The sequence below is a fragment of the Haloactinomyces albus genome (assembly GCF_031458135.1).
Lineage (GTDB): Bacteria > Actinomycetota > Actinomycetes > Mycobacteriales > Pseudonocardiaceae > Haloactinomyces > Haloactinomyces albus.
Genome location: NZ_JAVDXW010000001.1, coordinates 1,357,885 through 1,377,583, shown reverse-complemented (window position 1 = coordinate 1,377,583; position 19,699 = coordinate 1,357,885). Strand labels below are relative to the sequence as shown.

Genomic DNA, 19,699 nt, shown 5'->3' with positions numbered 1-19,699 from the left:
CGTGGCCGCGCGGAGGACGAGGTGAACAGACCGTGGTGCCGGAGTGCCCGGATGGTTCGCTCACCGGGAGTGCTCGTGCAGCAGCAGCCGGGTGTAGGCGGCCAGTGACTGGGCATCGGTGATCTCGCTCTCGGCGATCATGCGCTCGAACTCGGCGCGCGAGAACCATGCCGAGCGCATGTCCTGCTCCTCGTGCTCGCGCGCGTGGTCACCCGCGGTCAGCCCGGTGGCCAGGAACGCCCGTCCGCGCTGGCTGGACAGCCCCGGCGCCACGTCGATCAGCCCGAGATCGGTCAGCTCGGCGGCCTGTAGTCCGGTTTCCTCCCGCAGCTCTCGGGCGGCCAGCTCGGCGGGGTTGGACTCGGCGAGTCCGGGAGCCGTGCCCTGGGGAAACTCCCAGCGGCGCAGTCCGAGCGGATATCGGAACTGCTCGACCAGATGCAGCCGATCGCCGTCCAGCGGGACCACCAGTGCGTAGTCCGGCTTGTCCACCACGCCGTAGACCCCTGCCGACCCGTCCACACGGCGGATGGCGTCCTCCCGCACGGTCATCCACGGGTTCGCGTACACCTCACGACTGGTTTCTCTCCTCATGAGCGAACAGTCTCCATGCGACCGATCTCTCCGCACGCCCGGCATCCGCCCCGATCGGGTGCGGGGATGCTACCGGCTCGTCCGGCACCCGTACCCTGTGCCGGGTGCGTCTCGTCATCGCTGCCTGCAAGGTCGACTACATCGGCCGCCTCATCGCGCACCTGCCCCTCGCGCAGCGGCTGCTGCTGTTCAAAGCGGACGGGTCGGTGTCGGTGCACTCCGACGACCGGGCCTACAAGCCGCTGAACTGGATGAGCCCGCCCTGCTGGCTGATCGAGGACCACGACGTGTGGACGGTGCAGAACAAGGCCGGGGAGAAACTGGTCATCAGCATCGACGAGGTCCTGCACGACTCGAAGCACGAGCTGGGGGCGGAACCGGGGCTGGTCAAGGACGGCGTCGAGGCGCACCTGCAGGAGCTGCTCGCCGAGCACGTGACCACCCTCGGGGAGGGGTGGTCCCTCGTGCGCCGGGAGTATCCGACGGCGATCGGGCCGGTCGATCTCATGTGCCGCGACTCCGAGGGGACGAGTGTGGCGGTGGAGATCAAGCGCCGTGGCGAGATCGACGGTGTCGAGCAGCTGACCCGGTACCTCGAACTGCTCAACCGTGATCCCCTGCTGGCGCCGGTGACCGGTGTGTTCGCCGCGCAGCAGATCAAGCAGCAGGCTCGCACGTTGGCCGAGGACCGGGGGATCCGCTGCGTGACCCTGGACTACGACGCCCTGCGGGGCACCGAGTCCGACGAACTGCGCCTGTTCTGACGGTGGGCCGGTTCCCGTGCGGATGCCGTGCGGGAGTGCCCGGAGCCTGCGGGAAAACCTCCGATCCCGCCAGGACAACCGGACGCACCCGGCTCAGCGGGCCGGGTGCCGGCTTTCCGCGGTCCCGTGTCGCTTCTCGGGCGGACATGTTGAGTCGTGCGGTGGCTGCCTGCACCGCGTATGGAGCCCCGCCTGTCGCGTGCTGCTGTTCGGGGTAGTCGCGGACTCCCGTTGCACGGAGTCTCTGGGCTGTCCGGCGGATGACCCGGATCGATTGAGCTTCCGAAACCAACAAAACGGTATAGGGCTACCCCGATCGGGGTTACTGTGCGGTACTGTTCGACCGCTTTGCACTTGAGTGGTGATTACCGTTTGGATTTGTTGGTTTTGGAGGTGAGGCAGCGTGGCTGTGCTGGCCCAGGACGAGCTGCGGCTCGATGCCGCCGCCGTCGACTACGTGTTGCTCGCGCTTTACTTCGCGTTCGTGCTCGGCATCGGCTACCTCGCGCGCCGGTCGGTGTCGACCAGCTTGGATTTCTTCCTGTCCGGTCGTTCGCTGCCCGCGTGGGTGACCGGTCTGGCGTTCATCGCCGCCAACCTCGGCGCCATCGAGATCATCGGCATGTCCGCCAACGGCGCGCAGTACGGCATGCCGACCATGCACTATTTCTGGGTCGGTGCGATCCCCGCGATGCTGTTCCTCGGCATCGTGATGATGCCGTTCTACTACGGCTCCAAGGTCCGCAGCGTTCCCGAGTTCATGCTGCGCCGCTTCGGCAAGGCCGCCCACCTGGTCAACGGCATCAGCTTTGCGCTGGCCCAGTTGCTGATCGCGGGGGTGAACCTGTTCCTGCTGGCCAGCATCGTCAACGTGCTGCTCGGCTGGCCACTGTGGGTCTCGGTGATCATCGCCGCGATCATCGTGCTCACCTACACCGGCCTCGGTGGCTTGTCCGCGGCGATCTACAACGAGGTCCTGCAGTTCTTCGTCATCGTGGCCGCCCTGCTGCCGCTGACCATCGTCGGCCTGGCCAAGGTCGGCGGCTGGAGTGGCCTGGTGGACAAGGTCACCGCTCAGGCAGGAGCCCAGCAGCTCTCGGCCTGGCCGGGCAATGAACTGACCGGCTTCACCAGCAACATCCTCAGCGTGTTCGGCATCGTCTTCGGGCTGGGCTTCGTGCTGGCCTTCGGCTACTGGACGACCAACTTCGTCGAGGTCCAGCGCGCGATGGCCTCCAAGAGCATGTCGGCCGCGCAGCGTACCCCCATCATCGGCGCGTTCCCGAAGCTGCTGATCCCGTTCATCGTCGTCGTCCCCGGCATGATCGCCGCGGTCTCCGTGCAGGAGATGATGGTGTTCAAGCAGACGGGCGAAGGCGATGTCGACTACAACGACGCGATCCTGCTGCTGATGCGCGACCTGCTGCCCAACGGCATCCTCGGTATCGCCCTGGCAGGCCTGCTCGCCTCGTTCATGGCCGGGATGGCCGCGAACCTGAGTTCGTTCAACACGGTGTTCACCTACGACATCTGGCAGTCCTACATCGTCAAGAACAGGTCGGACGACTACTACCTGAACATGGGGCGCTGGGTAACCGTGGGTGCCACGGCCGCCGCGATCGGCACGGCGTTCATCGCTTCCGGTTACTCCAACCTGATGAACTACTTGCAGACCCTGTTCTCACTGTTCAACGCTCCACTGTTCGCCACGTTCATCCTCGGTATGTTCTGGAAGAGGATGACGCCGACGGCAGGCTGGCTCGGTCTGGTGATGGGCACCCTCGCCTCGCTCACGGTCTTCCTGATGGCCGAGACCGGTGTGCTGGATCTGCCGGGGCAGGGAGCGAGCTTCGTCGGTGCCGGTGCGGCGTTCGTCGTCGACATCGCGGTCAGCATCGTGGTCAGCCTGGTGACCCGTCCGAAGCCTGCCGGAGAGTTGGTCGGCCTGGTGTACTCGCTGACTCCGAAGGAACGTCTGCAGGCCTCGACCACGGGCGAGGACGCCGGGTGGTATCGCCGTCCGGGTGTGCTCGCCGGAATCGTGCTTGCCCTGACGATTTTGCTCAACATCGTGTTCGCGTGACGGCCCGGCTGACAGGAGGTAATCGGCATGAACATTCCGGAAAGCGGCTCGGGGCAGAGCGGACGCGCCGTGCGTGCCTTCGACGTCCGCATGATCATCGCGGTGCTGTTCGGCATCTATGGTGTGATCGTCACGGCCATGGGACTGTTCGGCACCAGCGCACGGGAGATCAGTCAGGCCGCAGGGATCAACATCAACCTCTGGAGCGGTATCGGCATGCTGGTCTTCGCCGCACTGTTCGGCGTGTGGGTGCGCCTGCGCCCGCTCGTGGTGCCCGACGAGCACTCCGATGCCGAGCCGCCGGAGCACTGAGCGCTCACCGCAACACCGGGCTTGTTCCGTCACCTGGGTGGGATTGCAGGAGAGTGCTCGGTCCCACCCGGTGGTTTTTCGCTTCCACGGCGCAACCGGAAGGCACGGTGAGTCGTTGAGGATGTCCGTACGCGGCCATGTTCCGTAGGCTGCGTTCAATAGCGGCATCAGGAACCGGTGGGAGGACAGCGATGACCCGGACCGCCCGTGGCAGTGTCGAGACCCCGTCCGAGGCAGGTCCGTCCGAGGCGGACACGGACCCTGCCGGACTGCCGGAGCGTGCGACATTCGAATCGCTCGACCCTCGTACCGGCGAGGTGGTGGGCACGCATCCGATCCACGGCGCCGACCACGTCACCGAGGTGGTTCGCGGTGCTCGCGAAGCACAGCGCTGGTGGGCTGAACTGGGCTTTTCCGGGCGGCAGAAGCGGCTGGACGCATGGCGCAAGCTGTTGATGCGCAGAATCGACGAGGCCGCCGGGGTGATCTGCTCGGAGACCGGCAAGCCGCTCGATGACGCCAGGATGGAACTGGTGCTGGTCATCGACCACCTGCATTGGGCCGCGAACAAGGCCGAGAACGTACTCCGCAGGCGCAAGGTTTCGCCCGGTGTGCTGATGGCCAATCAGGCGGCCACCGTGGAATACCTGCCGTTCGGCGTGGTCGGCGTCATCGGCCCCTGGAACTACCCGGCGTTCACGCCGATGGGTTCCATCGCCTACGCGCTGGCGGCGGGCAACACCGTCGTGTTCAAACCCAGCGAACTCACTCCGGCGGTCGGGGAGTGGCTGGCGAGGACATTCGCCGAGGTCGTACCGGAGCAGCCGGTGTTCGAGGTGGTCACCGGCTTCGGTGCGACCGGTGCGGCACTCTGCCGGTCGGGAGTGGACAAACTCGCCTTCACCGGTTCCACCGAGACGGGAAAGCGGGTCATGGCCACCTGTGCGGAAACGCTGACTCCGGTGCTCGTGGAGTGCGGCGGTAAGGACGCACTGATCGTCGACACCGATGCGGACCTGCGCGCCGCCGCCGAGGCCGCCGTCTGGGGAGCGATGTCCAACGCGGGGCAGACGTGCATCGGTGTCGAGCGGGTCTATGTCGTGGAGGCCGTGGCCGACCGGTTCCTCGCATTGGTCACCGAGCGTGCTGCGGAGCTCCGGCCCGGTAGCGAGCCCGGGGCGGATTTCGGCCCGATCACCATGTCGTCCCAGGTGGACGTGATCCGCCACCATGTCGACGATGCCCTGCGTCTCGGTGGGCGTGCGGTCGTCGGGGGCAGCGACTCGGTGCGGCCACCCTTCGTCGAACCCGTGGTACTCACCGATGTTCCCGCCGATGCCGAGGCGGCTGTGGAGGAGACCTTCGGTCCGACTGTCGTGGTCGATCGTGTGGCCGATGTGGACGAGGGGATCGAACGCGCCAACAGCGGTCGATACGGGCTGGCAGCCACGGTGTTCTCCCGGTCGCGTGGTGCAGAGCTGGCACGGCGGTTGCGCTCCGGCATGGTCGCGGTCAACTCCGTGATCTCGTTCGCCGCCGTGCCCGCGCTGCCCTTCGGCGGTGTCGGCGATTCCGGCTTCGGACGAATCCACGGTGCCGACGGTCTGCGCGAGTTCGCCCGTACCCAGTCGGTGACCCGCACCAAGTTCCGGATTCCGCTCAACCCGATGACGTTCAATCGCTCGCCACGCACGGTGCGGCGTCTCGTACGGTTGGTGCGGATGGTGCGCGGGCGCTGAGGAGCACTCTCCTTTTTCCGGAGCCGATTGTGGATACCGAAGGTCCCTGTGGACAACGTGGCCCTGCAGCTAGTGCAGTTTCGCGCGAAATCAGAAAAACGCGGTTTCGCGCGAAACTGCACATGGTCACTCCAACAGGGGGCGGCCGGCCCGCGTGCCGCGCGCGGTGCCGTCATGCTTTTCCCACCGAGCAGTGAGGAGGCCGAGAGTGAAGAAGATCCTCAATGAACCCGCGAACGTGGTCGGCGATGCGCTCCGGGGCATGGCGCTGGCTCATCCCGACCTGGTCCGCGTCCGCACGGATCCGGCGTTGATCGTCCGCGCCGACGCACCGGTGCGGGACACGGTGGCGGTGATCTCCGGCGGTGGGTCCGGCCACGAGCCGCTGCACGGCGGCTTCGTCGGTCCGGGCATGCTCTCCGCCGCCGTTCCCGGGCCGGTGTTCACCTCGCCGACGCCGGACGCGGTGCAGGCGGCCATTTCCCAGGCCGAAGGCGGAGCGGGAACGCTGCTCGTGGTGAAGAACTACACCGGCGATGTGCTCAATTTCGAAACCGCAGCGGAGCTGGCTTCCGCCGAGGGCACGGAGGTGCGCACGGTCGTCGTGCAGGACGACGTGGCGGTGCGGGATTCCACGCACACGGCCGGGCGACGCGGTGTCGGCGGTACGGTGCTGCTGGAAAAGATCGTGGGTGCGGCCGCACAGCAGGGCACGGACCTCGACGGATGCCACCGGCTGGCCGAGCGGGTCAGCGAGCGGGTCCGGTCGATGGGCATGGCACTGACCGCTCCGACGGTCCCGCACGTGGGCGAGCCGAGCTTCACTCTCGACGAGGACGAGATGGAGATCGGCATCGGTATCCACGGCGAGCCCGGCCGTGAGCGGGTGCCGCTGGACAACGCGGACGGCATCGTCCGCAGGCTGCTCGACCCGGTGCTGGAGGATCTGCCCTTCACCGAGGGGGACGAGGTCCTGCTGCTGACAAATTCGATGGGCGGCACACCGCTGATGGAGCTCTACCTGGCGCACGGGGTCGCCGAGCGATTGCTGGCGGAGCGCGGTATCCGGGTACAACGACGCCTGGTGGGCCCGTACACGACCAGCCTCGAGATGCAGGGGCTGAGCATGACCCTGCTCAAACTCGATGCCGAACTCACCGAGCTCTGGGACTCGCCCGTGCACACCCCTGCCCTGCACTGGTGAGGCACCCTCCCGCAGGAATTCTCAGCACGAGTGACCCTGGAGATGGGTGAGCAGCAACTCCACGGATTGGTGGGCCCGATGCCTTGTACGACCCAGGATGTGATCGCGGCACTATGCGCGGGCGCGAAAACCATCACCGAACATCGCGATGAGCTGGTACGGCTGGATCGCTCGATCGGCGATGCCGACCACGGCGAGAACATGGATCGTGGATTCCGTGCGGTCGTCGCACAATTGGACTCCGCGCCGCCGGAAACTCCGGCGGCGGCGCTGAAACTGGTGGGCACCACGTTGATCTCGTCCGTGGGTGGTGCCTCCGGTCCGTTGTACGGCACCGCATTCCTACGGGCCGCCTCCGCGCTCGGCGAGACCGCCGAGCTCGACGGAAGCGTGCTCGTGGGTGCCCTGCAGGCGGGGATGGAGGGCGTCGAAGCACGCGGCAAGGCCGTCACCGGCGACAAGACCATGATCGACGCACTCTCCCCGGCGGTGGAGGCCGCCAAAGCCTCCGCCGAGAGCGGTGCAGGAGCCGCCACGGTGCTGGCGGCAGCCGCCGACGCCGCGCACACCGGCGCCGAAACGACCGAATCCCTGGTGGCGCGTAAGGGCCGTGCCTCCTACCTGGGAGAACGCAGCGCCGGGCACGTCGATCCGGGGGCCAGGTCGACGGCGTTGCTGCTCGCGGCGTTCGCCGAAGCCGGAGAAGCAGGAGGAGCCGCGGGAGCTGCCCGATGAGTGTGGGACTGGTGATCGTTGCGCACAGCGGCCGGTTGGCCGAGGGAGTCGTCGAACTGGCCGCCCAGATGGCACCCGAGGTGCGGGTGGTGGCCGCCGGTGGTCTTCCCGACGGCGCGACCGGCACGGACTTCGAGATGGTGTCGGCGGCGCTGTCCGATGCCGACAGCGGTTCGGGGGCGGTGCTGCTGTACGACCTGGGCAGCGCACAGATGACCGCCGAACTCGCCGTCGAGTCACTGGGAGATCCGAGTTCCGCGATCGTGGCCGAGGCACCGCTGGTCGAGGGCGCGGTTGCTGCCGCCGTCGCGGCGCAGGGCGGCAGCGGGCTCGAAGCGGTCGCACGCGCGGCCACCGATGCGGTGAGCGCGGAATCGACCGGGGCCGAGCAGGCGTCCGAGGCAACCGGTGCCGAGCAGAGCAGTGCTCATCCGGTCGGTGCGGACGAGGAGGCCACCGGGACGGCCGAAGTCCGCGAGGAGCTCGTGCTGACCAACGAGATCGGACTGCACGCACGGCCTGCGGCACTGCTGACCCGGACCCTGACCGGTTTGGAGGCCACCGTGACGGTGTCCCTCGGCGATACCGAGGCCGATGCGAGCAGCGTGCTGGGCGTGATGGGACTCGGGGCACGGAAGGGAGACCGGATCGTTCTTCGCGCGACCGGCCGAGACGCGCGGCAGGCAGTGCAGCGGATCGTGGATCTCGCCGCTCGTGGTTTCGACGAGTGACACGGTCCCCCGTGCACCGGCCGGGGAGCTACGTTCATCCCGTGCCCTGCGTGCTGCTTTCGTGCGCTCCCGCGGATTAAGGTGACCCAATGCCGCCACGCCGTCGTTTCCGAGGCATGCCGGTGATTCTCGCGCTGCTGCTGGTGATCCTGGCAGTCGGTTGCGCGGGAGGGGCTCCCGTCGAGCCGGGACCGGATCGCAGCAGCACCCCGCCGTCCCACCTGTCGAGTGCGGTTCTGGGAGACCTGCGCACAGTGGATCCGTGCACGCTGACCGATCCGGCGGCGTTGCGGCGGTTCGGGCAGGTCGACAACGCGGGAACGGTCTCGCTCGACTACTGCCTGCTGCATATCCGGATGTCCGGAGGGTCCCTGGTGCAGCTTGCCGTGGGTGAGCTGCGCAAGGTCGATCCGGTCGAGGTCACCCGAGGACTGCCCGTGACCCGCCGAGCGGCGTTGCGGATCGTGCGGAAGGCGCCGGTACCCGGCCACTGCACGCGGCAGATCCTGTTCTCCGACGGGGTCGCGATGCAGGTGAGCGCTGATCTGCTGGAGGGCCACCCGGTATCGGGACTGTGCCGGATGGCCGAGGCGGGAGCGAAGACGGCGGTCGATGCCATCGCGGCGAATCGGATCGGACACCGTCGTTTCCCGCCGAACTCGCTGGCCCTGATCGACCCTTGCACGATGGTGAGCACTGCGGTCGTGCAGCGAGTACCTGGATTGCAACGGGCACGGCCGCACTCCGCTCCGGGCGGGCATCAGTGCCGGTGGGGTTCGGAGCAAGCCGGACAGCCGCGAGTCCGGATGGTGCACACCGCGGGATCCCCTCCCCGGGTGCTGCACGGTGCGGCGGTCGAAGAGCGCATCGCCGGGCGCCGCACGGTGATCAGCATCGTCGGTGGCGATCCCCGGGTGCCGTTGTGCATGGCCGAGACCGCACACATTCCGTTCGGGCCGCCCGAGACGAAGCAGGTGGAAGTGGCCATGTTGGTGGTCGCGGTTCCGGGCGGCGACGGCATCCGCGCCTGTGAGTTTGCCCGGGGAATCGCCGAGCGGGTCTGGCCGCAGCTGCCGCGTTCGCGATGACCGGTTGGATCGAGTCACGAAATCCGCGGTTAACGTGGTTGCCATGCCTCGTCGAAACCGTCCCGGCCGCCCGAAGCGGGCGCAGCCCGGCATCCGCCCGATGGGTGCGGGGTTCGGCTTCGCACAGGTGGAGGCCGGGCCGGACGGAGACTGGATGGTGCGTACGGTGCCCGCCGCACAGGCGACCAAGCTTTACCGCTGTCCCGGGTGCGATCACGAGATCCGCCCCGGTGTGGGCCACGTCGTGGCCTGGCCCGCCGACGACTACGGCAGTGTCGAGGACCGGCGCCACTGGCACACCGGTTGCTGGCGAGGGCGCAGACGCCAAGGCCCGAGTCGCCGTTGACCCTCGATGTCGGTCGGATGCTCAGGCGGGGTGTCTTTCGGGACGGAAGTATTCGTTCGAAGGGCGCAGCCAGAGCATGATGAGCACTGCGATCTCGAGCAGCAGCATGATGGTGCTGATCACCGTGGCGATGCCCGCGCCTCCGCCGAGACTGCCGAGGCCGAAGAGAACTCCCAACGCCAGGAACACCGTGGACGTGATGCGTGCCCAGTTACGGCCCTTGCGCACCATGATCGTCAGCCACAGGAACAGCGCGGCAAGGACGAGACCGAGGACGGCTGCACCGATGACGGTGATGCGGGTGAACGTTTCGATCTGCTCCGGGGACACCCGTGGGGTTTGTTGACTCATTCGGTCCACGGCTGTGTCGATGACGGCAGGCATGGTTGCGAGCAGGAGGACGGCGCTGAGTGCTTGCAGCGCCACGAGAACGAAGAGCCCGATCGTCAGATAATGGACGAGGGCGGGCATGGGCGGTCGCGGCGGCTGCTCCCGCTGTTCCGATGCGGGAGTTGGATACCGGGGCGGCGGCGGTGGCTCGTGCCGGTACTCACGATCGGGGTCGTCCGGATCCGGACCGGATCGGGGGTCGCTCATGGTTCTCCTTTTCGTCCGTGCTCGTGCTCCTCCAGCGAGTCCCGGTTGTCACATCATGATCGGCGATCGGCGCCACTGCACCTCGGCTGTCCGGAGGAGGGCGCGGACACCGGATCCGAAACGGTCGTGACAGGATCGTCGGCGATGAGTACCGACATCCGTGCGAACACCGTGCTGCCGGGGCGGCGGGAACCGATCACCCTGCACACCGCCGACGAGTTGACATTGATCGGTGAGCTGTCACTGCCGCAGGACCGGGCTCCGCGGGCCACGCTCGTGTGTCTGCACCCACTGCCCACCCACGGCGGCATGATGGATTCGCACCTGTTCCGCAAGGCTGCCTGGCGCCTACCCGCACTGGCCGATCTCGCGGTATTGCGGTTCAACACGCGCGGCACCGCCAGCGAGGCCGGGCGCAGCGAGGGGAGCTTCGACGGAGGTGACTCCGAGCGGTTCGATGTCGCCGCCGCCCTGGAGTATGCGGAGTTCCACGACCTACCCAATGTATGGCTCCTCGGATGGTCGTTCGGTACCGATCTGACACTGGTGCACGGTCTGGATCCGTTGGTGCAGGGTGCGGTGCTGATCTCCCCGCCCCTGCGGTGGAGCACCGACGAGCACCTGCGGGCCTGGGGTGATTCCGGTAAGCCGGTGCACGCCTTCGTTCCCGAGTATGACGACTATCTTCAACCGGAGGAAGCCCAGCGGAGATTCGCCGCGCTCCCGCAGGCGAACGTGGTCGGGTTCCCGGGCACCAAGCACCTGTGGGTCGGCAAGGCCGAGCAGGCTCTCGACGCCCTGGTTCGAGTCGTGGCTCCGGACGTGCCGACACCGCTGCCGACCACCTGGGACGGTCCTGCCGAAACCCATCAGGTCACCATCGTCGATTCCTGAGTACCGCAGGTCCGCTCGGCACGCTGCGGGACGCGTGCCGGTGGCGGTGCGCGAGCGGTGATCTCCTGCGGCAGGATGGGGATGTGCACTACATCGAATCGGGAGTGGGGCCACCGCTGGTGTTGCTGCACGCGTTCCCGGTGGACGCGCGCATGTGGCACGGTACGCGGGCACTGCTCGAAGGACAGGCCAGAGTCATCACCCCGGATCAGCGGGGCCTCGGGCAGAGTCCCCTGGACGGCTCGTCGGCTCCGAACCTGGCCGATGAGGGGGCCACTCGGCGTGCTGCGGAGCAGCCCGACCTCGAGACCGTGGCCACCGATGTGATCGCCTTGCTGGACGGTCTCGACCTGTCGGAAGTCGTCCTGGGCGGGTGCTCGATGGGCGGGTACGTCGCCATGGCAGTGCTGCGGGCGGCGCCGGAGCGTGTCGCGGGTCTGCTGCTCGCCGACACCAAGACGATCGCCGACAACGAGGATCAGCGCGCCAACCGCCGCAACGTCGCCGACCGCGCCGAGGCCGAGGGAACGGCAGGGTGGCTCGCCGAGAACAGCCTTCCCGGTCTCGTCAGCCGTACCACTCGCCATGAGCGGCCCGGCGTTGTCGACGAGATCGGCACATTGATCGACGAGCAACCCGCCGAGGGCGTGGCATGGGCACAGCGCGCGATGGCGGCACGCCCGGACAGCACCGGCACACTCCGCGGCTTCACCGGTCCCGCACTGGTCGTCGTGGGGGAGGAGGACGCGATCACTCCGCCGGAGACCGCCAGGGATGTCACGGCGGTGCTGCCCCATTCGGAACTGGTCACCCTGCCGGGGGCCGGACATCTGTCCGCGATGGAGACCCCGGAGGCGTTCGCGAACGCCGTGCTGCCCTGGCTCGATCGCATCGGTTGAGCGTTGGTCGATTTCGCGAGAAATTGACCAACCCACCCGGAGATAGGATCAACCGTGGGTTCGCACGGTCGACTCGTCCTCGGAGACGGGCAACCGGATCCGCTGCGTCGGGGGATCGTACGGATCGCCCGCCCGCTCCTTGCCGCGCTGAATCCTCTCGGTCGGTTCCTCGCCGGTGTCCGAACCGGCCTCGGAGCTCTCGGAATCCTCGGAGTCTCCGTCGTTCTGGGCCGTCTCGGTGGTTCGGGCCGTCTCGGTGGTTCGGGTCGCCTCGGACTGCGCCGTCTCCTGCGCGGGGCGAGGAGTGTCCAGTACTTCCCGGGCCTGCCGACGTGCCTGCTCACGGGCCTCGTCGGCGGTTTCCCGGAGCGTGGTTTCGTCGGCATCGTCCCGGTCGATGCGCTCCAGGATCGGCGTGGTCCGGCCGAACAGTTCGGCGGCGTCGCGCAACTTCGCGGCCACCGTGTCCCGGAGCTCGGACAGTGCGGTCACCTGCTCGTCGGCCTTGTCCACACGGCGTAGACACTCCCGGGTGGTGTCGTCGATACGTCGTTCGGCGTCCGCACGGGATTCCCGGAGAAGCCGGTTGCTCTCCTGGGTCGCCTCCTCGATCAGTCGAGTGGCTTCGTCGGTGGCTTCCCGAACCATCCGGTGGGACTTCTCGGTGGCCTCGGTGACCAGCCGCTCGGCTTCCTGTTTGCTCTCGTTTTCCCGCCGCTCGGCTGCTTCGGTGCTTTCGCGGTGCAGTCGTTCGGCTTCCTCGGTGGCCTCTCGAACGAGTCGGTTCGATTCGTCGGTGGCTTCCCGGACACGCCGGTGCGCCTCGTTGGTACCTTCCCGCAGGCGCCGGTTGGCTTCTTCGGTGGCTTCTCCCACCCGCCGTTCTGCCTCGGCCTTGCTGGTGGCTTCCTGTTCGGCGAGAGTCTGCATGGACTCGGTACGCCGAGCGGCCATCGCGATCTCGAAATCCTCTTCGACCTGCTCGCGCCGTGCCTGCGACTCCTCGTCGGCCCGCTTGCGGTTCTCCTCCGCCTCCTGCGTGATTCGTTCGGCCTCGGCCTTGGCCGTCTCCATCGTCGAGCGGTGCTCGGCTTCCATCTCGCCGCGGCGCGTTTCCATCTCGGCGATCAGGTTCTCGTAGCTTTTCCGCAGCTCGCCTGCCTCGGTCTCGGCCTCGGACCGAGTCTCGGCCGCATCGCTCTCGGCCCGATTCCGGATCTCGGTGGCCTCTTCCTGCGCCAGCCGCAGCATGTGCTGCAGACGCTCGCTGAGGCCTTCCAGTGTGGTCGGTGGCTTGGCCAGCCGCTCGATCTGACCGCGCAGATTCTCGATCTCCGACCGGGCCGACTCCAGCTGCTTGGACAGGTCGCCTGCCTGGGAGACGGCGGCGTCTCGATCGGAGGTGAGGATGCTCAGGTCGGCGTCGACGCGTTCGAGGTGCTCGTCGACCTGAGCGCGGTCATAGCCACCCTTTCGAACGATATCGAAGCCCGATCCCAGCGGCAGCAGATCACGATCGTCGGCAAGACCCATACCTCAACGCTACCTGCCGACCGCCGCCGCTGTTGGTGGGTATGGATGGCGGAACCGGATTTCCGGAGCTCGCGCAGGGGATGACAGCAGCGAAAAGGTACTTGACCGCCTGGCCAATCAAGGCAACTATGGTCAGTGTAGGGGACGGTCAGTGGAGGTGATCGACATGGCCGGTGAGTCGGGTGGATCGTCGGCGCGGGCATGGACGCGCTGGCAGGACTGGGTCGCCGTGGTGCTGGGTGCCTATCTCATTCTGGCGACGATGTTGTGGACGGCGACCAATGCGAGCGCGTTGTTGACGATGCTCGTGCTCGGTGGCCTGCTGGTGATCGGTGGTGCATGGTCGCTTGCGATGCCGGGCTCCATCACCAGCGAGTACGCACACATGCTGCTCGGTGTACTGCTGTTCATCTCTCCGTGGGTGCTCGGCTATACGGCATTCGCGGGTGCTGCGTGGACCTCATGGGTGGTCGGCGCACTGGCCGTGATCGCCGGAGCCGCAGCACTTCCCGAGGCAGGAACCGCGCACCGGACGGGTGGCATGGCAGCACAGCATTGAGGGCACAGCATTGAGGGCGTGCCGGGAGCGGGCCACCTCGGCTTCCGGCACGGACATCCCGACGCGGTCCGGAGGCGACTTCCGGGCCGCGCCGTGATGTTCGGTGTTGTTGTCGGCCCGGACTTCCCGGGTCGTATGTTCCGGGAAGCGTCGCGAGACGTGCGTGGATCGGGCGGCCGGTACGAGGCCGCGTGGAAAGAATGCGGGAGGGTGAACCCATGGCGGAGGCGATCGAGCGGGACTCACCGCCGGGTGCAGGCGCCGAAGACGGTTCCGTCGACGAGCACGCCTCCACGCGAGAGCGCATTCTCGTCGCGGCGGGCGAGCTGTTCGCCCGCCGCGGATTCGATGCGACCCCGACATCGCGCATCGCCGAGCATGCCGACGTCCCGAAGGGACTCATTCACTACTATTTTCGGCGCAAGCAGGACCTGCTCGCTGCGCTGGTCGAGCGTCTGCCCGAGGAGAGAGTGGACCCGGAAGGAGTCGTCGTCCACGGGGATGTCTCGGCGAGCCTGTGCGGATTGGTGCGCCACCTGGACGCCGGACTGGACTCCTCACTGCTGCTCAGTCATCTGCTTTGGCGGGAGGCCGACACCCACAGTGCGGTGCGGGAGGCCTTGCAGGCTCGGTTCGAGCGGGTTGTCGACCAGATCCGTCGGGTGATCGAAGTGGCGCTGCCCGCAGGCACGGGCGGCGATATCGACACCGCAGCGCTCCTGCTCGCACGTGCCGTCCACCATCGACACTCCGTCGCGCGGCACACGGATGACGATTCCGAACTACAGCGCGAGGTCGGTTTCATCGCGCAGGCGTTGGAGTGCGTCCCGGCGCGGGGCCACGGAACGGGGCGGGCTTCATGAGGGCCCGGGCAAGGCGAAAACCACCGTCCTCAGCGGGCGGGCTCCACCAGCTCGACGAGAACACCTCCGGCGTCCTTGGGGTGCACGAAGTTGATGCGGCTGTTCGCCGTACCCCTGCGCGGTGCCTCGAAGAGCAACCGGACCCCCTTGTCCCGTAGTGCCTCGCAGGCGGCGTCGACATCGGTGACCCGAAAAGCCAGCTGCTGCAGTCCGGGCCCGTTGCGGTCGAGGAACTTGGCGATGGCCGAGTCGTCGCGCATCGGTGCGAGCAACTGGATTTGGGTGGCACCGGTGGTATCACCGGGTGCGGACAGCATGGCCTCGCGCACCCCCTGGTCCTCGTTGACCTCGCTGTGGGTGAGTACGAGTCCGAAGGTTTCGCGCTGGAACTCGATCGCGGTGTCGAGGTCGGCGACCGCGATACCGACGTGATCGATGCTGCTGAGGAGTTCGCCCAATGCCTGCTGCATGCGGCGGAGCGTAACGCGCTCCGCGGCATGGCGAGAGAAGCGCTCCTGTGCGCCGCCTCACACATGGCACGTTTATCCGGTTGTGGTCTGGTCCGCATGATGCGGACGGGGCAGCATGGAGGGCAATCAGCAGTAGCAGTACCGGGAGGTAGTCGTGGGAAGTTCCGTGATCGTGGCCGGGGCGCGCACGCCCATGGGGCGCCTGCTCGGCTCGCTGAAGGACTTCTCGGGTGCCCAGCTCGGCGGTGTGGCGATCAGGACCGCGCTGGAGCGTGCGGGAGTGCGGCCCGACCAGGTGCAGTACACGATCATGGGGCAGGTGCTGACCGCAGGCGTGGGGCAGATTCCCGCACGCCAGGCCGCCGCCTCGGCCGGTATTCCGATGGACGTTCCCGCGTTGACCGTCAACAAGGTGTGCCTGTCCGGGTTGGATGCGATCGCGCTGGCCGACCAGCAGATCCGGGCCGGTGAGTTCGACATCGTGGTGGCCGGTGGCCAGGAGTCGATGACCCAGGCGCCGCACCTGCTCGGCAAATCGCGCGAGGGCTTCAAGTACGGCGACGTGCAGATGCTCGACCACATGGCCCACGACGGTCTGTTCTGTGCCTTCGACCAGGTCGCGATGGGGGCCTCCACCGAGAAGTACAACTCCAGGCACGGGCTCGACCGCGAGGAGCAGGACGCCTTCGCCGCGCGCTCGCATCAGCGTGCCGCAGCGGCGGCCTCCAACGGTGTCTTCGCCGAGGAAATCGCTCCGGTCACCGTGCCGCAGCGCAAGGGCGAGCCGGTCGTGGTGGACACCGACGAGGGCGTGCGTGCCGATACGACGGCCGAGGGCTTGGGCAAGCTGCGGCCTGCCTTCGCGGCGGACGGCACGATCACGGCCGGGTCGGCCTCGCAGATCTCCGACGGTGCGGCTGCGGTCGTGGTCATGAGCAAGGCCAAGGCGACTGAGCTCGGATTGCCGTGGCTGGCCGAGATCGGCCCGCACGGTGTGGTCGCAGGCCCGGACGCGAGTCTGCACGAGCAACCCTCGAACGCGATCAAAGCCGCCTGCGCTCGGGAGAACAGCACTCCGGAAGAGCTGGATCTGGTCGAGATCAACGAGGCCTTCGCCGCGGTCGGGATCGTGTCCACCCGTGCGCTCGGCCTCGACGAGGATCGGGTCAACGTCAACGGGGGAGCGATCGCGCTGGGGCATCCGATCGGTATGTCGGGTGCCCGGCTGGCTCTGCACCTGGCCCTGGAGCTGAAGCGACGCGGCGGCGGCAGTGGTGCGGCGGCGCTGTGTGGTGGCGGCGGCCAGGGTGACGCCCTGATCCTGCGCGTGCCGCAGAGCTGACGGCGAGAGTCGGATCGCTTCGACAGTCAGCGGCGAGTTCAATCCGGTGAAGTCGTCCGGATTGCGGTTGATCAACGTCATTCCCCGTGCGATCGCAATCGAGGCGATCAGAAGGTCGGCAAGCCGACTTCGTGGCTGACGCCCTGCCTGTTGAACTGCCGCAAAGACCTGACCATAAGAGCGTGCTGCAGCAGTATCGAATGGAATCGGGTCGAAGTGGGACCCCACCGATTGCAAGCGCCGTAAGCGCGTGGCTCGTACCGAGGGTTTATCGGAGGCATGGGTGCCTGTCGTGAGCTCGGCGATGTTGATCACGCTGAGGTAGTATTGATCCGCTGTCAGTTCTTGTGCGTCGATCTCGTGGAGATCAATGAGAACGCAGGTGTCCAGCGGTGCTTGGCCTTGCTCACCGAGAAGCCCGTCCTGGTCCACAACACGATCCAGGTCGGCGAGGAATTCTGCTGAATCCAGGCCGGGCTCTTCGGCCGCGATTCCACTGTCATTGCGCAGTTCGCGTCGGGCAATCGGAGGGTTCATGGCGGCAGCGCAAAAGGAGGTGGCTGCGTAGTGCTACGCCCCTTGGGGGCGAGAACGCCACAAGAGCTCCGGTGGACATCCCGAGGTCGGGGCACCGAACGAGATCAACAGTGCCTCTTCGGGCTATCCTGGCAGGCATGAAGTGGCTTCCGGGCGGATGGCAGCGAGCCGATCGCGTGGGTGACAATCGCAGGGGCACCGATCGGGTGGACACGCAACGGGCGACCGTCCCACGGCGGGCGGCGCCCGAGCAGCCCACCGTGGCCCAGCGGGCTCAATCGCCCCATCGGGCCACGGCGCAGTACCCGGAGCAGCGCCCGCACGCCTCCGGTCCGGCAACGAAGACCTACGCCAAGGACCAGGACGTGCCCGCGGCGCCTGCTCCGATGCTGGGTGTCGAGGCACGCGATGTCGACGTCAGTGCCGCCGCCTTCCGCAATCTGCTGGTCGGTGGCGGTATCAGCGGATTTCTCACCGTCCTGTGCGCGGCAGCGCTGTCCGGCAGCGGTGGCAGTGTGTGGTTGTGGATCTGGCAGATCGTGTTCGGTGCGATTTTCCTGTGGTTCCTGGCCTCGGCGAAGGGAACGCTGAGCAGCAGGGGGTTCCTCCTGGATCGCGGTGCGCTCTACGCGCGGACCAGAGGTGAGGTCTTCGGTGTTCCCTGGGACGAGATCGTCGCGGCCGGGGTCGGCTCGCTGCCCCCGATCCAGCAGAAGCGCATGGTGCCGCCGGATCGCCGCCGGGCCTTCGAGTTCTATCCGGCCGATTCGGCGTTCGTCCATCGGCATCCCGAATTCGAACGCTGGCGGGTCGAGGAACCCGCACCCATGCCCGGACTGCCCGGTATCCGCTACCGCTTCCACCTGCCCCCGCTGAGCCGCCTGCCTCGTCACCTGGAACATGCCGTGCAGGATGTCGCACCGCAGAAGTGGATCGGCCACTACCGGCGCGAACTCCCCCCGCAGTAGGACGTGTCCGGTCGGGCTTGGCAGGGGCTGAAGTTCTCCCTGAAACTTCAGCCCCTGCTTTCTCACCACCCGAGGCTGGCGAGAGGGTTGGCCGGGGAGAGTGCGGGATCGTCGACTGCGAAGGTGCGGGTGGGTCCGCGGCCGGTGCGGGCCGTCTCGAACCGAACGGTGACCCGGCCGATCCCGGAGCCCTGCACCCAGCCGTGTCCCCACTCGGCATGGTGAACATCGTCACCTGCTTGCCATCGTCGGGCATGTGGTGCCCCGGTCTCCGGATCGTGCGAGACCTGCGGTGCTGTGGCCGAAGCCTGCGTCTCGGCCGCACCGGATGGCGATTGCCCATCGGCCGGGTTTCCGAACAGGGATTCCTGCTCCCACGCGGCCAAGCCCGAGTACGACACGCCCACCAGCCGCACCGGTGTTCCCGGCGGCGCTGCCACCGGTGCGAGCCGCCGGGCCGCCGCGGCCAGTGCGGGAAAATCACTCGTCGCCGTCGGCAGGGTCTCCGCTCGGCTGCTCGTGGCGAATGTGGAGTCGCGTGCCTTGACCGTCACCGTGCGTGCAGCGCGACCCGAGGCCACCAGTCGCCGGTGGGCCGCCTCGGCCATTCCGGTGACTTCCGAGGTCAGCTTCACGGGATCGGTGATATCGATGTCGAATGTGGTCTCCGCACTGACCTGCTTGGCTTCACCGCGCTCGGCCACCGGATGTTCGTCGATACCCCGGGCGAGCCGATGCAGCTCGACACCGTGCGCCTGCCCCAGCAGTGAGATGACATCACCGAGTTGCAGTGCGGCGAGATCGCCGATCGTGCGCACTCCGATGCGATGCAGTTTCGACTCGGTGATCGGTCCGATGCCCCAGAGTTTGCGTACCGGAAGACCGGACAGCAGTTCCTCTTCCTGCTCCGGCGGGACGATCCGCGCGCCGTCCGGTTTGGCCAGTCCCGAGGCGATCTTGGCGAGTTGTTTACCGGAGCCCGCGCCGACCGAGGCGGTCACTCCGACCTGCCGGAGCACCGCCGTGCGCAGCCGGGAGGCGAACTCCTGCACGGTCCCGGCCGAGGCTCCTGCCAGTGCGTCGGGCTCCAGGAAAGCCTCGTCGACCGAGACCTGCTCCACGTGCTCCGAGGCCTGGCGCACGATCTCGAAGACCTGCTTGCTGACCGCCTGGTACAGGCGGAAGCGGGGAGGTAGCACCACGGCGACCGGACAACGGCGCCGTGCCTCCGACATCGGCATCGCCGAGCGCGCGCCGTACTCGCGAGCCCGGTAGCTGGCGCCTGCGACGGTGCCGCGCGGTCCCAGCCCTCCCACGAGTACCGCACGGTCACGAATCGTCGGCCGGGTGAACTGCTCCACGGACGCGAAGAACGCGTCCATGTCCATGTGCAACACCCATCGCTTCACGCGCACCATTGAACGGGATACGGCCGACATCG

20 protein-coding genes and 1 pseudogene are annotated in these 19,699 nt (G+C 67.5%); 15 read left to right on the top strand and 6 right to left on the bottom strand.

Annotated features, from left to right (window positions below):
* Nucleotides 1–60 precede the first annotated feature (60 nt).
* Nucleotides 61–594 (bottom strand): NUDIX domain-containing protein, encoded by a 534-nt coding sequence (locus JOF55_RS06430; RefSeq protein ID WP_310271028.1) that lies wholly within the window; start codon nucleotides 592–594, stop codon nucleotides 61–63.
* Between the two features lie 104 nt (nucleotides 595–698).
* Between JOF55_RS06430 and nucS the strand changes: the two genes are divergently transcribed.
* The 9 genes from nucS (at nucleotide 699) to JOF55_RS06385 (ending at nucleotide 9,596) form a co-directional block, all read left to right on the top strand.
* On the top strand, nucleotides 699–1,358 hold the full coding sequence (gene nucS, locus JOF55_RS06425) for an endonuclease NucS (protein ID WP_310271025.1): 660 nt from the start codon (nucleotides 699–701) through the stop codon (nucleotides 1,356–1,358).
* Nucleotides 1,359–1,761: 403 nt separating this feature from the next.
* Nucleotides 1,762–3,441, top strand: coding sequence for a sodium:solute symporter family protein (locus JOF55_RS06420; protein ID WP_310271024.1), 1,680 nt, complete (start codon nucleotides 1,762–1,764; stop codon nucleotides 3,439–3,441).
* Nucleotides 3,442–3,468: 27 nt separating this feature from the next.
* Nucleotides 3,469–3,753 carry a PMP-22/EMP/MP20 family protein gene (locus JOF55_RS06415; RefSeq protein ID WP_310271021.1) on the top strand — a complete coding sequence of 95 codons (285 nt, stop codon included), beginning with the start codon at nucleotides 3,469–3,471 and terminating at the stop codon, nucleotides 3,751–3,753.
* Between the two features lie 191 nt (nucleotides 3,754–3,944).
* Nucleotides 3,945–5,492 (top strand): aldehyde dehydrogenase family protein, encoded by a 1,548-nt coding sequence (locus JOF55_RS06410; protein WP_310271017.1) that lies wholly within the window; start codon nucleotides 3,945–3,947, stop codon nucleotides 5,490–5,492.
* 208 nt (nucleotides 5,493–5,700) lie between these two features.
* The gene (dhaK, locus tag JOF55_RS06405) at nucleotides 5,701–6,696 is read left to right on the top strand and encodes a dihydroxyacetone kinase subunit DhaK (RefSeq protein ID WP_310271014.1); all 996 of its coding nucleotides are present in this window, start codon (nucleotides 5,701–5,703) and stop codon (nucleotides 6,694–6,696) included.
* A 78-nt stretch (nucleotides 6,697–6,774) separates the two neighbouring features.
* Entirely contained in the window at nucleotides 6,775–7,431 is a 657-nt protein-coding gene (gene dhaL, locus JOF55_RS06400) for a dihydroxyacetone kinase subunit DhaL (RefSeq protein WP_374727408.1), read from the top strand.
* The gene (gene dhaM / locus JOF55_RS06395) at nucleotides 7,428–8,162 is read left to right on the top strand and encodes a dihydroxyacetone kinase phosphoryl donor subunit DhaM (protein WP_310271008.1); all 735 of its coding nucleotides are present in this window, start codon (nucleotides 7,428–7,430) and stop codon (nucleotides 8,160–8,162) included. Before dhaL ends, dhaM begins: the two co-directional genes overlap by 4 nt.
* Nucleotides 8,163–8,251: 89 nt before the next feature.
* On the top strand, nucleotides 8,252–9,250 hold the full coding sequence (locus JOF55_RS06390) for a DUF3558 domain-containing protein (protein ID WP_310271005.1): 999 nt from the start codon (nucleotides 8,252–8,254) through the stop codon (nucleotides 9,248–9,250).
* Nucleotides 9,251–9,293: 43 nt separating this feature from the next.
* Nucleotides 9,294–9,596: an Rv1322 family protein gene (locus tag JOF55_RS06385; protein WP_310271002.1), complete on the top strand. Its 303-nt coding sequence runs from the start codon at nucleotides 9,294–9,296 to the stop codon at nucleotides 9,594–9,596.
* A gap of 21 nt (nucleotides 9,597–9,617) precedes the next feature.
* Here JOF55_RS06385 and JOF55_RS06380 read toward each other — a convergent pair whose 3' ends face one another.
* Nucleotides 9,618–10,193 carry a hypothetical protein gene (locus JOF55_RS06380; RefSeq protein WP_310270999.1) on the bottom strand — a complete coding sequence of 192 codons (576 nt, stop codon included), beginning with the start codon at nucleotides 10,191–10,193 and terminating at the stop codon, nucleotides 9,618–9,620.
* A gap of 144 nt (nucleotides 10,194–10,337) precedes the next feature.
* Here JOF55_RS06380 and JOF55_RS06375 point away from each other — a divergent pair, with 144 nt between their 5' ends.
* Both JOF55_RS06375 and JOF55_RS06370 read left to right on the top strand, forming a co-directional pair.
* Entirely contained in the window at nucleotides 10,338–11,087 is a 750-nt protein-coding gene (locus tag JOF55_RS06375; RefSeq protein WP_310270997.1) for an alpha/beta hydrolase, read from the top strand.
* Nucleotides 11,088–11,170: 83 nt separating this feature from the next.
* Nucleotides 11,171–11,986, top strand: coding sequence for an alpha/beta fold hydrolase (locus JOF55_RS06370; protein WP_310270994.1), 816 nt, complete (start codon nucleotides 11,171–11,173; stop codon nucleotides 11,984–11,986).
* A gap of 48 nt (nucleotides 11,987–12,034) precedes the next feature.
* On the opposite strand, the gene JOF55_RS06365 is transcribed toward JOF55_RS06370, so the two are convergent.
* Entirely contained in the window at nucleotides 12,035–13,519 is a 1,485-nt protein-coding gene (locus JOF55_RS06365) for a coiled-coil domain-containing protein (RefSeq protein ID WP_310270991.1), read from the bottom strand.
* A gap of 166 nt (nucleotides 13,520–13,685) precedes the next feature.
* Here JOF55_RS06365 and JOF55_RS06360 point away from each other — a divergent pair, with 166 nt between their 5' ends.
* Nucleotides 13,686–14,078, top strand: coding sequence for an SPW repeat domain-containing protein (locus JOF55_RS06360; RefSeq protein ID WP_310270988.1), 393 nt, complete (start codon nucleotides 13,686–13,688; stop codon nucleotides 14,076–14,078).
* A gap of 218 nt (nucleotides 14,079–14,296) precedes the next feature.
* Nucleotides 14,297–14,941, top strand: a complete 645-nt coding sequence (locus JOF55_RS06355; protein ID WP_310270986.1) for a TetR/AcrR family transcriptional regulator — start codon at nucleotides 14,297–14,299, stop codon at nucleotides 14,939–14,941.
* Nucleotides 14,942–14,970: 29 nt separating this feature from the next.
* Here JOF55_RS06355 and mce read toward each other — a convergent pair whose 3' ends face one another.
* Nucleotides 14,971–15,411, bottom strand: coding sequence for a methylmalonyl-CoA epimerase (mce, locus tag JOF55_RS06350; protein ID WP_310270984.1), 441 nt, complete (start codon nucleotides 15,409–15,411; stop codon nucleotides 14,971–14,973).
* A gap of 154 nt (nucleotides 15,412–15,565) precedes the next feature.
* On the opposite strand from mce, the gene JOF55_RS06345 reads away from it, so the two are divergent.
* A complete protein-coding gene (locus JOF55_RS06345; protein ID WP_310270981.1) occupies nucleotides 15,566–16,753 on the top strand; it encodes an acetyl-CoA C-acetyltransferase in 1,188 nt (395 codons plus the stop codon).
* A gap of 66 nt (nucleotides 16,754–16,819) precedes the next feature.
* Here the strand turns inward: JOF55_RS06345 and JOF55_RS24415 are convergent.
* A pseudogene (locus tag JOF55_RS24415) lies at nucleotides 16,820–17,290 on the bottom strand (PIN domain-containing protein); the annotation flags it as partial.
* A gap of 137 nt (nucleotides 17,291–17,427) precedes the next feature.
* Here JOF55_RS24415 and JOF55_RS06340 point away from each other — a divergent pair.
* A complete protein-coding gene (locus tag JOF55_RS06340) occupies nucleotides 17,428–18,258 on the top strand; it encodes a hypothetical protein (RefSeq protein WP_310270979.1) in 831 nt (276 codons plus the stop codon).
* Between the two features lie 62 nt (nucleotides 18,259–18,320).
* On the opposite strand, the gene JOF55_RS06335 is transcribed toward JOF55_RS06340, so the two are convergent.
* The gene (locus JOF55_RS06335) at nucleotides 18,321–19,676 is read right to left on the bottom strand and encodes a DNA polymerase IV (protein WP_310270976.1); all 1,356 of its coding nucleotides are present in this window, start codon (nucleotides 19,674–19,676) and stop codon (nucleotides 18,321–18,323) included.
* Nucleotides 19,677–19,699: the final 23 nt, after the last annotated feature.

Excerpts from the sequence above, each read along its gene's own strand:
- JOF55_RS06365 (WP_310270991.1), bottom strand. The coding sequence starts at position 13,519 with ATGGGTCTTGCCGACGATCGTGATCTGCTGCCGCTGGGATCGGGCTTC.
- JOF55_RS06415 (WP_310271021.1), top strand. The coding sequence starts at position 3,469 with ATGAACATTCCGGAAAGCGGCTCGGGGCAGAGCGGACGCGCCGTGCGT.
- JOF55_RS06355 (WP_310270986.1), top strand. The coding sequence starts at position 14,297 with ATGGCGGAGGCGATCGAGCGGGACTCACCGCCGGGTGCAGGCGCCGAA.
- mce (WP_310270984.1), bottom strand. The coding sequence starts at position 15,411 with ATGCAGCAGGCATTGGGCGAACTCCTCAGCAGCATCGATCACGTCGGT.
- dhaL (WP_374727408.1), top strand. The coding sequence starts at position 6,775 with ATGCCTTGTACGACCCAGGATGTGATCGCGGCACTATGCGCGGGCGCG.
- JOF55_RS06360 (WP_310270988.1), top strand. The coding sequence starts at position 13,686 with ATGGCCGGTGAGTCGGGTGGATCGTCGGCGCGGGCATGGACGCGCTGG.
- JOF55_RS06410 (WP_310271017.1), top strand. The coding sequence starts at position 3,945 with ATGACCCGGACCGCCCGTGGCAGTGTCGAGACCCCGTCCGAGGCAGGT.
- JOF55_RS06340 (WP_310270979.1), top strand. The coding sequence starts at position 17,428 with ATGAAGTGGCTTCCGGGCGGATGGCAGCGAGCCGATCGCGTGGGTGAC.
- JOF55_RS06380 (WP_310270999.1), bottom strand. The coding sequence starts at position 10,193 with ATGAGCGACCCCCGATCCGGTCCGGATCCGGACGACCCCGATCGTGAG.
- JOF55_RS06385 (WP_310271002.1), top strand. The coding sequence starts at position 9,294 with ATGCCTCGTCGAAACCGTCCCGGCCGCCCGAAGCGGGCGCAGCCCGGC.
- JOF55_RS06375 (WP_310270997.1), top strand. The coding sequence starts at position 10,338 with ATGAGTACCGACATCCGTGCGAACACCGTGCTGCCGGGGCGGCGGGAA.
- JOF55_RS06430 (WP_310271028.1), bottom strand. The coding sequence starts at position 594 with ATGAGGAGAGAAACCAGTCGTGAGGTGTACGCGAACCCGTGGATGACC.
- JOF55_RS06390 (WP_310271005.1), top strand. The coding sequence starts at position 8,252 with ATGCCGCCACGCCGTCGTTTCCGAGGCATGCCGGTGATTCTCGCGCTG.
- JOF55_RS06335 (WP_310270976.1), bottom strand. The coding sequence starts at position 19,676 with ATGGTGCGCGTGAAGCGATGGGTGTTGCACATGGACATGGACGCGTTC.
- dhaM (WP_310271008.1), top strand. The coding sequence starts at position 7,428 with ATGAGTGTGGGACTGGTGATCGTTGCGCACAGCGGCCGGTTGGCCGAG.